Origin of the sequence: Burkholderia sp. AU17457, from assembly GCF_002223255.1 — a bacterium.
Taxonomy (GTDB): domain Bacteria; phylum Pseudomonadota; class Gammaproteobacteria; order Burkholderiales; family Burkholderiaceae; genus Burkholderia; species Burkholderia sola.
In genome coordinates this window covers 923,084-934,395 of sequence record NZ_NKFB01000004.1, presented here as the reverse complement: position 1 = coordinate 934,395, position 11,312 = coordinate 923,084, and the positions used below count along the sequence as shown (strand labels likewise).

Sequence of the window (11,312 nt, the reverse complement as noted above, 5' to 3'; positions counted from 1 at the left end):
TGATTCGATCGGCCGTGATTGCCTTCGGGGTATTCGACGCGAGCGGATGGTGTACTGAACGGCCGCACGCGATCCGGCGTGCATGTTCCAGCCAATTGGAGGGGGAGGGCAAAACGAATGGTGCGCGGTGCGGTTCGCGCGAGTGCCGAACTTGTCCGGGCGCGAATGGACGGCCGCCGAGCGACTGTGTGCGTACGGCAGCCATCGGCAAGCCGGGGCGCGCATCCTGCCGCGCGCCCGGCAACGAACCGGCGCGCGGGACGCGCGCCGGTTCGCCGTTTCTTACTGGTACATGATCGAGTACATCACCGACGTATTCACCGTCCCCTGGCCAGCAGCGCCACCCGTTGCGACGTATTGCGCGTAGTACGGGAGCTCCGCGGTGCCGTTCGACAGCGCGACCGCCTTCGAGTTTTCATCGGCCTTGCCGACCCCGATATTGCTCGTATCACCGTTGAGCAGGCCGATCTCGACGTTCTTCGCGGTGCCCGATGCGTTGAGCAACTGGCCGGTCGTCGAGTTGACCGTGGTGCCCGGCTCGAAGTGCGTGTAGACGTTGCCCGTCGACGGCGAGCAGTTCTTCAGGCCGATCTTGAACGGCGTGCGGCCGGCCGTCGCTCCGCCCGTGGCAAGCGACGACGTGGACACCTTCGGCAGCGCGACGGTGAAGTCCTTGCCGCCGGTGCCGTTGCCGTCGATCGTGCAGGTCTGCGTGCCGATCTTGCCGTTGATGGTGATCGTGCCGTCCGCGGCGTGCGACACGGCCGGCAGTGCTGCCGCGGCAGCGACGGTGAGAGCGGCGATGCTGGAGAATGCGAGTTTCATGTCAATTCCTCTAGTACTAGGAGATGTAAAAACGGACTCCGCCGTCGAGCCGTCCGCATGCCGTAACCGGCCGTACGGGTGACACCCGACTTCGTCCGTCAATGACCTTCCGATGCAATCCAATAGGACTGCAAAACAGAAGTTTGTTGCGGTCATCGATCGAGCGATGACCGACTTAGCAGACCTGCCGTTTGCGATTGCCTGGCGACCGGCGCGCTATCGAATCACTGAGCTATCGAGCGCAGAACGCTCACTGGTAGCTCATCGTAAACGTCGCGACACCCTTGACCTTTCCGCCGGATACCGGCCCGGTCGCGATGTACTGCGCGGACAGCGGAATGCTGGTCGTTGTCGCGGACGGCCCGACCAGCCATTGGTTGGTATTGCCAATGGCGATGGAATCCGGACCGTAACCGACGGGCTGCCCGTTTCTCAGGATGCGAAGCTTCACGCCTTTCGCCGACGAATCGGGCGTGAGGGTCAATTGATTGCCGGTATTGCCCTGGTCGGTCAAATCGGTCAGTGTCACGTAAACGTTCGAGCCGGATTTGCAATTCAGCCCGATATTGAATCCCGCATCGCCTGCGGTCATGCCGACGGTATTCAGTTGGCTTGCCGCGACGGGCGGTAGTTTCACGTCGACCGACGGTGTGGTGACCGTGCAGGTGTTAGGCATGACGATAAGTTTGCCGACGGGCTCTTTCCAGGTTAGGTTCCATTGGGCCGCGCCGTATTTACCATCAGGTCGACTTAGTATATAGATACTAAGTGGCGCGGTGGCATTCTTCGGGAGCGATGAGTTATATATATTGTCGTCGACCTTTATCAATTCGATTTTGAGTGGCACTGTGCCCTCAATCGGTTTGGTCGTCGGGTTGGGCGGCGCGAAAGGCAGGCGGTTTCCGCCGGGGCTGATGATCGCTCCAGTCTCAGCATTGCTGATACGCAACCCTAATCCTTTGTAGTTGTTTCCTACAGCAACGGATGCGACTCCGGGGATACTAGATTCCTTTATGGAGACCATCGCCATGGCCTCATATCCTCCGGGCGGGTTCGGGTTGGCATTGCATTTATAGCTCATCGGCCGATCCACTGTTGCTGTCGCAAGAACGGCACCATTCGGGGTGTCGTAGGAGACAAGTACATTGCCGAAACTGTAATGGCGAACGTAATCTCCGGTGTTGTTTCCACCGGGGTAGGTGCAATAACCACTAGCTTGTGCAAGGCTGGGGTTTGATTTCAATAGGGTTGTGGTGTAAAGCATGAAAATAAGCAGATATTTAAATTTCATGTTTTCATGTTCCATTTATCGAAATCTGGATTGAATTCGATTCATTGAAAGGCGGCGCTCAGACGCGAGTCATCGATCGAGCTGGCCGGAGTGATGCCGGCTTGATTGGAATCGGTGAAATGCTGACGCGCATCTTTTTCGGCAGCGTCTTGCGGGCGCGCATTCGCCGGCATGGTGCGTGCGCATATCGCATCGACACGCGCGTACACTTCGGCCTTGTCGTGCTTGGTCGGCAAGCGGTAGTTAAGCGAGCAGACCTCGGTTGCACGATTGCCCCATTTCGCGGTCAGCACGCCGGTTTCGCTCAGGCCGCGGGCGAACAACATGCCGCCCTGCCCGGACACACCGACGGTCTTGCCCTGCGCATCGGCAACGGTGCTGCCGAACGGCACCGGCGTGCCGTCCGGCTGACGCATCGTCATCAGCACGGGGCGGCCGGTCACCGTCTCGAACTTCAGCTTGACCACCGAATTCGCCCGCGGCGCGACCTGCTGGCTGGTCGACAGCATTTCGACGTCGGTCGGGATGCCCTTCGGGTCGAGTTCGATCGTGTTCATCTGGTAGGGCGTCAGGTACGGGAGCACCGCATAGCCGCGCCGGTCGATCCGGATGTCCGTGCCGTTCGTGATGCGTGCGCCGATGGCGTCCTTTGCCTCGATGATCGCGGCGGTTTCGCCGAGATCATTCGCGAGCGTGAGGCCGCCCGCATGGCCGACGACCGCGCCCGACACGCCGACGGACACGCTCGAGTAGCCGCTGCCGCCGCTCGCGCTGCCGGAGAGCGTCGCATACGGGCTGCGGTACTGGGCATTGCCGCCGCCGGACGTCGCACTCCTGCCAGTGTTGACGTTCACCCCATACGAGAAGGCATTGGACTTCCCGACAGAACCGGTGAGCGACATTTGCCCGGTCGCACCGCCGTGGCTGTCGTGCGCGACGCTCGCGGACAGTGTCGGCGCGTACGACCGCCGGCCGAGTGGAATGGTCACGTTTGCGTACATCTGGTTGTTCAGGCGGCCCGTGTAGCCGTCGCGCTGCCGCGAAACGGACAGGTTGTAGCTCAGGTTGAGGCCGCCGATCCGCAGGCTGTTGTTGTAGCCGACCTGGAACTGCGTCGTCGTGCCCTTGCGATTCCAGTAACTGGACGTCGAGCCCACCGCGAACAGGCTGCCGCGCCCTTCACCGAGCGTCTGGTTCAACGTCAGCTGAACCTGGTTGCGTTGCCGGTACGCGTCGTTCGGATCCGCGCCGGCAGCCGCCCGCTCGCGGGCGTACATCGCGTCGCGCAGCTCCCAGTAGCCGCGGGACGAGTAGCGATACGCGGCGACCGCGATGTTCGTGCCGGTCGCCTCCACGGACTTGCTGTAGCTCACGCGCACGCTCTGCCCGCTCGTCGCCGACACGCCCGGGATGCGGGCGCTGGCGTGCGTGACGTCGACGGCGAGCGCGCCGAGCGGCGTGTTGAACGCCGCGCCGACCAGCCCGGCCAGATAGTTTTCCGCGACGATCGCGCCGACGTAACCCGTCATCAGGTTGCTGATGCCGCGCTGATACGTAGCCTGGGCAAAGTTCGGATGACGATCGAACTGCGGCTCGCGCAACTGTCCGAGCGCGACGCCGAAGCGGGAGACGCCAGGGCGCAGCGACTGCGCGACAGCCGCATACGGCACGGTGAAGCTGTGCTTTTTGCCGTCGGCCTCGGTGACGGTGACGAGCAGGTTGCCGCCGTAACCCGTTGCGTACAGATCGTTGATTTCGAACGGCCCCGGCGCGACGTTCGTTTCGTACAGCACGGCGCCGTTCTGCGCAACCGTGACGTGCGCGTTGCTGGTTGCGACGCCGCGAATCATCGGCGCATAGCCGCGCATCGAATCGGGCAGCATGCGATCGTCGGTCTCGAGCGTGACGCCGCGCATGCCCACGCTGTTGAACAGCGTGCCGTCGGTGTACGTCTCACCGATCTTCAACTGGCTGCGCCAGGCGGGCAGGTCGCGTTGAACGTACGTGTTCAGCGCTTGATAGCGGTTCTCGCCCTGCGATTGCGACGCATAGGAGCCGTTGTGCCGGAAATGCCAGTTCCCGACGTTCACACCCGCATTCAGCCCCACGTACGCCTGCGTGCTTGCGTAACCTGACGACGCGTTGCGGTACGCGTTCGCGTTGTACTTGAGCGTCGCGCTCGGTACGCCGTCGTCCCACAGTTCCGGGCTCACGTAGCCGCGCGGATTGCGCAGCAGCGCCGCTTGCGGGACGCTCACGTTCAGGCGCAGTTCCGACATGTCGAATTCGACCGTCGCGTCGGCGACCAGCTTGTCGACGTCCGTGCATGCTCCTGCCAACACGCGGGCCAGTTCGGCGCGTCCGGTGTCGGTCAGCGCCTGATCGTCGAGGCCCAGCCGGGTCACGAGCGCGCGATCGAAGCATGGCGTCGCGGTGTCCGCGCCCTGGGCCGCGCTGAAGCGTACCGTCGAACGGCCGTTCCACGTGCCGTTGACGTAGAGATCGACCAGATAGTCGCCCGCCGGAACCGGATTGCCTTTCGAGAAACGATCGAGGTCGAGTCGCTGACCGCGCGGCTTCATCATCAGCGTGTCGTTGAACTGAACCTGCGCGACGTCGAAACCGTCCGCCGGTGCGGCGAGCGTGTCGGCTGCCCAGTTGCCGAGCGCCGCCATGACGAGCAGATATCCCGGCTTGAGCGGGAAGCGCGCCGGTGCCTCGAGTGTTCGGCGTTGATAAGTTGTTCGCATGAATCAGATGTATTAATGCCGCATCTTCATGATGCGAACGACGGATTGCCTGCGCCGATGCGATTGCCGCGTCGGCGGGCCAGCGAGAGTTGAATCAGGGAGGGGTGAGTGGCGTCAGTGCGCTTTTCTTGGCGCGTAGCTGCCTTCGACGCCGCCGCCGTAGTCGTTGAGGAACGTGTAGTCGACCTCGATCGGTCCGCCCGGCAGCGACGGCACGTTGCCGACGTCGAACTGTTCGGTGGCGCCGGGCTTGACCATGCCGCCCTTGTCGTTGCTCCACGTTGCGCCGCCGGACTTGACGGTCAGCTTGGTGAACGTCACGTGGAAAGGCGTCGGGTTCTTCGCCTGCAATGCATAACCACCGTCGACCTTCGGGGCGAAGTTCCAGGTCACCTTCTCCGCGGACTCGTCAGCCACGCCTCGCAGCGCGGCAGGACGGAAGAACAGCTTGATGCGCGAACGGAATGCGAGCTGCAGCAGGTTGGGGGCGTCCGGATCGTCGGTGGCCTGCGGCGGAACGTCGAGGACGTTGAGCCAGTAGAGCGTTTCCTTGTCCTGCGCGAGCGGCTCCTTCGTATAGATCAGCCTCAGGCTCTGGCCTTTGTTCGGATCGAGGCGGAACAAAGGCGGCGTCAGCGTGAACGGCACCTTCGAATCGTCAGGCAGCGCGTTTGCGTTGCCGTCGTCCACCCAGGCCTGCACGAGCGACGGCCGGTCGCCATTGTTGGTCAACTTGACCGTGACTTCGCGCTCCTTTTCCGGATAGATCACGCGCGTCCCGCTGATGACCACGCTCGCGTCCGCCGCGCCCATGCCGGACAGCGACGCGACCAGCGCCGCGGCGCCCACGCTCGAGCGCCAGTTGATAGACATCCCCATCGCCGATTTCTCCTTGTAGATAGACAGATCACATACCGTCGGCCGGAGGCGGCCCGTGCGCCGCCATGACTTCGCGGGCCCGGGCCGCCGATCGCGACACCGGATTACTGGTACGAGACCGAATACATGACCGACGTGCCGACCGTGCCGGCCGTGGCAGAACCGCCGGTTGCGACGTACTGCGCGTAGTAATCGAGCGTTGCCGCGCCGCCCGAGATCGGAACGACCTGCGAGTTCTGCTGAGCCTGGGCCGCGCCGAGCTTGATGTTCGAGCCGTCCTTGTTCAGCAGGCCGACCTCGACGTTCTTCGCGTCACCCGTTGCGTTGAACAGTTGACCCGTCTGCGCGTTGACGGTCGTGCCCGGCTCGAAGTACACCGATGCGTTGCCCGAGTTCGGCGAGCAGTTCGACAGGGCGATGCGGAACGGTTTGCGGCCGGCCGTCGAGCCAGGCGCGCTCAGCGCCGACGTCGACACGTTGGGCAGCGTGACGGTGAAGTCCTTGCCGCCGCCGTCGCCCGAAATGTTGCAGGTCTGGGCGGTGATCTCGCCGGTGATCGTGATCGTGCCGTCGGCTGCCTGGGCCGACGAAGCAACGGCCAGGAGACCTGCTGTCGCCATCAGAATGGGAAGTGCTTTTTTGGACATGAAAGTACCTGTTAGTAAGGAGTCCTGCGTCGAATGACGACGCACTGACGTTTCCTGAACGCTGTCTGTCGACGTCGTCGAAACGAACTGAAGCGGCGGCAGGAAACAGGCGATATTGTCGATTTCTAAGGGATTTAAAGGAATGGGACGATTACTAATGCGATTGGGTTTTTACTAGTTCAAGTACTAATTTCTTTTAAAAAACGTCAGGCATACGAACTCGGTGCTCATCGTCGCTGAGCGCGGATGCAGTCGGAGCGGAGGGGGATGCTGTGGCGCTGAGAGGGGCGTTGCGAACGCCCGAGCGAGTGGCGGCGGATGCTGACGAAATGTGACCGTGAGCGGGTACCACAGGTGCATGTTAATGAAAAGGCGTCCTGATCATGAGTGGGGCCCGTTCATGTGTGTGGCTGCATCGGTTCGTTCGTCTGCCGTGTCGATCGTCACAAGGGCAGACGATGCCCGGGCAAAGTGCGCGTGGATGGGCGTGGCCTGCACCGGGCCACTCGAACCGGAAATGGCGCGTGATTCGGTGGTGGGCGGCCGTTACGCGGATGAGCCGGATCGTGCGTCGATTTACGCGTGCGCGCCGCGCATCACTGCAGGATCAGCCGCAAATGCGCATCGGCCTGCTCGCCCGGCGGCTTCTGGAACCCGCCTTTCGCGAAGCGGTGCCACCGGCCGATCACATAGCTGACGAGCAGGCTCGCGCGGGCGCCGGGATCGTAGTCGGCAGGCAGCACGAACGGCGTCGCGCCGCCCTGCGGCGCATTCGCCTCGGTGCGCGCGACCCGCAGGCACTGCTTGACGGTTGCCTCGATCCGGTCGAGCAATTGGTTCACGCGCTCGGTCAGCCGCTCGTCCTCGCCGACCAGCGCCTCGCCGGTCAGCACGCGCGTCATGCCCGGGTTCTTCGCGGCGAAATTGAGCATCGTCAGCGCGATCGTGCGGGCCTGCAGCACGCCGTTCGGCTCCTTCGCGACGATCTGGTTGACGAGCCCGAACAGCGCCTGCTCGATGAACTCGATCAGCCCTTCGTACATCTTCGCCTTGCTGGTGAAGTGCCGGTACAGCGCGGCTTCCGACACGTCGAGCCGGGCCGCGAGCGCGGCCGTCGTGATTTTCTCGGGTTTCGGGGCCTCGAGCATCGTCGCGAGGGTCTGCAGGATCATCACGCGGCGCTCGCCCGGCTTCGGGCGCGGGCGAGCAGGTGTGGTCTGGCCTTCGGTTACGGCTTGGTCCTGCGGGTAAGTCGGCTGCATTTTTGTCGCCCCGATCGTGTGCCCAGTCGCAGCGATTTTAACGAACGAATGCGCTGGTCGACATAAAGTGGGCGTCCGGTGCCTGGCAGGTGGCCGGGCAGGTGGCCGGTGATCCACACCGTGCCGATGCCGAGGCGCTTGTAGCGCTTCAGGTGGCCGAGCGTATCCTCGACGAGGATCGCGTCGGACGCACGGGCATGCACGGCGCGCAGCGTACGGCGCAGCATCGTGTGATCGGGCTTCGCGCGCCACGTGCGGCGGTCGCGCATGTGCTCGATCGCGATCACGCGTTCGAACAGCCGCTCGATGCGTAATTCGCGCAGAACCGCGCGCGCATAGTTCTCGGGCGCATTGGTCAGCACGAACTTGCGGCCCGGCAGCGCGGCGATGATGTGCGCGAGGCCGCGCTCGGCGCGCACCATCGCGGGAAGATCGGCGAACGTGTGGACCACGCGCAGGAAGTCGTGCGGATCGATCGGGTGATGGCGCGTGAGGCCGAGGAGTGCGGCGCCGTAGCGCTGCGTGTAGCCGGTGCGCAGGCGGTCGGCTTCGGCGCGCTCGACCTGCAGCGTGTCGATGATGTATTGCGTCATCGCGCGGTTGATCTCCGGAAAGATCGCGTGCGATGCGTGGTGCAGCGTGTTGTCGAGATCGAACAGCCAGACGGGCGAGCCGGCGCGCGGCCGGCTGCGGGAGATGCGCCGGCGTCGCAGCGACGCCGGCAGGTCGGGGCTGGAGGGTTTGCGGCGCGCGCTCAATGCGAGCGGATCATCGTGCCGAACGGCTGCTCGGTCAGGATTTCCAGCAGCACCGAATGCTCGATCCGGCCGTCGACGATGTGCACCGACTTCACGCCGCTCTTCGCGGCGTCGAGCGCCGACGAGATCTTCGGCAGCATGCCGCCGGAGATCGTGCCGTCCTCGAACAGCGCGTCGATCTCGCGGGCGGACAGGTCGGTCAGCAGGTTGCCGTCCTTGTCCATCACGCCGGGGATGTTGGTCATCATCAGCAGCTTCTCGGCGTTCAGTACCGTGGCGAGCTTGCCCGCGACCAGATCCGCGTTGATGTTGTACGACAGGCCGTCCTCGCCGAAGCCGATCGGCGAGATTACCGGGATGAACGCGTCGTCCTGCAGCGCCTTCACGACCGCCGGGTTGATCGCCTCGACTTCGCCGACCTGGCCGATGTCGATGTACTGGCCCGGGTTGTCGCGGTCCGGCATCAGCAGCTTGCGCGCGTGGATCAGGCCGCCGTCCTTGCCCGTCAGGCCCACCGCGTGGCCGCCGAAGTGGTTGATCAGCATCACGATGTCCTGCTGCACTTCGCCGCCCAGCACCCATTCGACGACTTCCATCGTCTCTTCGTCGGTGACGCGCATGCCCTGGATGAAGGTGCCGGCCTTGCCGATCTTCTTCAGCGCGTGATCGATCTGCGGACCGCCGCCGTGGACGATCACCGGGTTGATGCCGACCAGTTTCAGCAGGATCACGTCGCGCGCGAAGCCCTGCTTGAGCCGCTCTTCCGTCATCGCGTTGCCGCCGTATTTGATGACCACGGTCTTGCCGTGGTAACGGCGGATGTACGGCAGCGCCTCCGCGAGGATTTCTGCTTTCAGCGTGGGGGCGATCTGCGAGAGGTCGATGGGCTCGGACATGGCGGCGGCTCTGGCTGGGAACGGTTGAAACAGGCCGAATTGTACAGGAGTGGCGCAGCGCAGCATCGGGTTTTTGGGCCGGGCGGAACACGGTCGGCGCGACGCGGCATCGCACGCGGCGGCCCGCCGGCTATGGCGTGGCGCGATTCGGGCGGCACCGTGCGGGTGCCGCCGACGGGCGGGCGCGCGCGTGTTTGCGCCGCACCTCGGCCGTGTGGCCGGCGTGCAAAATCCCTGCGCCGCGCTATGCTTGTCGCGTGGGGCGATGTCCCGCCCGTTTCCGCGATTGCGCCATGACCGATTCCGCCGCCGACGCCCGTTCGGCTCCGCGCCGCGCGCGTTGCCCGCACTGCGGGCGCGGCTTCGACTGCGGTGCCGGCACGCAGCCGTTCGACTGCTGGTGCGCGTCGATGCCGGTGCCGCCCGGCGGTACGCCGCCCGCGGCCGGCGCGCGGTGCCGATGCCCCGAGTGCCTGGCCGACGAGATCGCGCAGCGCATGGGCGGCGCGGCCGGTTGACGGTGTTGCGCCATGCACGCGCGTGGGTTGTTCGTGCGCACGGATCCGGCCCCGCTGGAGGCGCCGGGCGCTAAACGGGTAAACTGCCCGGATGCAACGAATCACCACCACCGGCCGCGTCAACCTCAGTCACCTGTTCTGGCTCCGCAATCTCGCGATCATCGGCCAGCTCGTGACGATCGGCGTCGTGCAGACCTATTTCGGCGTGCACCTGCCGTTGCCGGCGATGCTGATGGTCATCGCGCTCGAGATCGTTTTCAACGCGCTGACCTGGGTACGCGTGCTGCGTGCGCGGCCCGAGACCAATTTCGAGCTGCTCGGCCAGCTGTGGGTCGACCTCGGCGCGCTGTCCGCGCTGCTGTTCCTGTCGGGCGGGACGACCAACCCGTTCGTGTCGCTGTACCTGCCGTCGCTCGCGATCGCGGCGGCGGTGCTGCCGTGGCACCTGATGATCTGGCTCGCGGCGTTTGCGGTCGCCTGCTACGCGGCGCTCGGCTTCGACTCGGTGCCGCTCAACATGGACAACCCGGCGAACCTGTTCGATTACTACCGTACCGGCATGTGGGCGAACTTCATGGTCAGCGTCGGGCTGATCGCGTGGTTCGTCGCGCGCATGTCGAACGCGCTGCGCCAGCGCGACGCGGCGCTCGGCGAGGCGCAGCAGCATCTGCTGCGCGACGAGCGGGCCGTCGCGCTCGGCGTGCAGGCCGCCACCGTCGCGCATGAAATGGGCACGCCGCTGTCGACGATCGCGATGCTCGCCGAGGAGTTGCGCGACGCGGCGCGCGCCGATCCGGGGCTCGCACGCTACGAGGCCGACCTGAAGGTGCTCGAGGAACAGATGTCGCTGTGTACGTCGGCGCTCGCGCGCCTGCGCAGCCGCGCGAGCGCGCCGGCGAGCCGCCAGCCGGTGGACGACTGGCTCGACACGTTCGTCGAGCACTGGCGCCTGCGGCATCCGCACGTACAGTTCGAGCTGCTCGGCGCGCGCCCGGCCGGCGTCGCGCTCGACGATACGGTCGCGGCCGGCCAGATCCTGACGATCCTGCTCGACAACGCCGCGCGCGCGAGCCCGCAGCGCGTGACGCTCGCCGCGAAGGTCGCGCATGGCGGCACGGCCGACGAAATCGAATTCGAGGTATGCGACGACGGGCCCGGTATTCCGGCCGCGCTGCGCGAATCGCTCGGCGCGATGCCGGTCGACAGCACGCAGGGCGGGCACGGCGTCGGCCTGTATCTGGCGTTCAGCGCGGCCGCGCGGCTGGGTGGCGAGATCGAACTGTCCGACGTCGCGCCGCGCACGGCGGGCGGCAACGGCCGGGCCGGCGGTGCGGCGAATGGCCACGCAGCGGCCGCATCGGGACAACGCGCGGGTTCGCGCACGGGTGCACATGCCGCCGAACGGCCAGCCGGCACGCGGGCCGTGCTGCGCCTGCCGGTCGTGCGGGTCGCGCTGCCGGCGGCCTCAACCAACACGTAGACGGAG

General features: G+C 65.2%; 10 protein-coding genes. 2 read left to right on the top strand and 8 right to left on the bottom strand.

The genetic code is table 11. From position 1 onward, the window contains the following. Positions 1-282: 282 nt before the first annotated feature. The 8 genes from CFB49_RS16770 to argB all read right to left on the bottom strand — a co-directional run bounded on the left by CFB49_RS16770 (position 283) and on the right by argB (position 9,308). Positions 283-825: a fimbrial protein gene (locus tag CFB49_RS16770; protein WP_089491781.1), complete on the bottom strand. Its 543-nt coding sequence runs from the start codon at positions 823-825 to the stop codon at positions 283-285. 250 nt (positions 826-1,075) lie between these two features. Continuing rightward, the gene (locus CFB49_RS16765; RefSeq protein WP_179234908.1) at positions 1,076-2,116 is read right to left on the bottom strand and encodes a fimbrial protein; all 1,041 of its coding nucleotides are present in this window, start codon (positions 2,114-2,116) and stop codon (positions 1,076-1,078) included. Between the two features lie 41 nt (positions 2,117-2,157). Further along, positions 2,158-4,866, bottom strand: a complete 2,709-nt coding sequence (locus tag CFB49_RS16760) for a fimbria/pilus outer membrane usher protein (protein WP_249190668.1) — start codon at positions 4,864-4,866, stop codon at positions 2,158-2,160. A 114-nt stretch (positions 4,867-4,980) separates the two neighbouring features. After that, the gene (locus CFB49_RS16755) at positions 4,981-5,745 is read right to left on the bottom strand and encodes a fimbrial biogenesis chaperone (RefSeq protein WP_089435767.1); all 765 of its coding nucleotides are present in this window, start codon (positions 5,743-5,745) and stop codon (positions 4,981-4,983) included. A gap of 104 nt (positions 5,746-5,849) precedes the next feature. After that, positions 5,850-6,392: a fimbrial protein gene (locus tag CFB49_RS16750; RefSeq protein WP_089435766.1), complete on the bottom strand. Its 543-nt coding sequence runs from the start codon at positions 6,390-6,392 to the stop codon at positions 5,850-5,852. A gap of 596 nt (positions 6,393-6,988) precedes the next feature. After that, positions 6,989-7,654 carry a nucleoid occlusion factor SlmA gene (gene slmA / locus CFB49_RS16745; RefSeq protein ID WP_089435765.1) on the bottom strand — a complete coding sequence of 222 codons (666 nt, stop codon included), beginning with the start codon at positions 7,652-7,654 and terminating at the stop codon, positions 6,989-6,991. Continuing rightward, a complete protein-coding gene (locus CFB49_RS16740) occupies positions 7,621-8,412 on the bottom strand; it encodes a pyrimidine 5'-nucleotidase (protein WP_069618209.1) in 792 nt (263 codons plus the stop codon). The genes slmA and CFB49_RS16740 overlap by 34 nt, the downstream gene beginning before the upstream one ends. Continuing rightward, on the bottom strand, positions 8,409-9,308 hold the full coding sequence (argB, locus tag CFB49_RS16735) for an acetylglutamate kinase (RefSeq protein ID WP_006490510.1): 900 nt from the start codon (positions 9,306-9,308) through the stop codon (positions 8,409-8,411). The genes CFB49_RS16740 and argB overlap by 4 nt, the downstream gene beginning before the upstream one ends. 293 nt (positions 9,309-9,601) lie before the next feature. Here argB and CFB49_RS16725 point away from each other — a divergent pair, with 293 nt between their 5' ends. After that, on the top strand, positions 9,602-9,826 hold the full coding sequence (locus CFB49_RS16725) for a cysteine-rich CWC family protein (protein WP_069618208.1): 225 nt from the start codon (positions 9,602-9,604) through the stop codon (positions 9,824-9,826). A gap of 91 nt (positions 9,827-9,917) precedes the next feature. After that, complete coding sequence (locus CFB49_RS16720) at positions 9,918-11,306, top strand: ATP-binding protein (protein ID WP_089491779.1); 1,389 nt, start codon at positions 9,918-9,920, stop codon at positions 11,304-11,306. Positions 11,307-11,312: the final 6 nt, after the last annotated feature.

Excerpts from the sequence above, each read along its gene's own strand:
- CFB49_RS16760 (WP_249190668.1), bottom strand. The coding sequence starts at position 4,866 with ATGCGAACAACTTATCAACGCCGAACACTCGAGGCACCGGCGCGCTTC.
- slmA (WP_089435765.1), bottom strand. The coding sequence starts at position 7,654 with ATGCAGCCGACTTACCCGCAGGACCAAGCCGTAACCGAAGGCCAGACC.
- CFB49_RS16750 (WP_089435766.1), bottom strand. The coding sequence starts at position 6,392 with ATGTCCAAAAAAGCACTTCCCATTCTGATGGCGACAGCAGGTCTCCTG.
- CFB49_RS16725 (WP_069618208.1), top strand. The coding sequence starts at position 9,602 with ATGACCGATTCCGCCGCCGACGCCCGTTCGGCTCCGCGCCGCGCGCGT.
- CFB49_RS16720 (WP_089491779.1), top strand. The coding sequence starts at position 9,918 with ATGCAACGAATCACCACCACCGGCCGCGTCAACCTCAGTCACCTGTTC.
- argB (WP_006490510.1), bottom strand. The coding sequence starts at position 9,308 with ATGTCCGAGCCCATCGACCTCTCGCAGATCGCCCCCACGCTGAAAGCA.
- CFB49_RS16755 (WP_089435767.1), bottom strand. The coding sequence starts at position 5,745 with ATGGGGATGTCTATCAACTGGCGCTCGAGCGTGGGCGCCGCGGCGCTG.
- CFB49_RS16770 (WP_089491781.1), bottom strand. The coding sequence starts at position 825 with ATGAAACTCGCATTCTCCAGCATCGCCGCTCTCACCGTCGCTGCCGCG.
- CFB49_RS16765 (WP_179234908.1), bottom strand. The coding sequence starts at position 2,116 with ATGAAATTTAAATATCTGCTTATTTTCATGCTTTACACCACAACCCTA.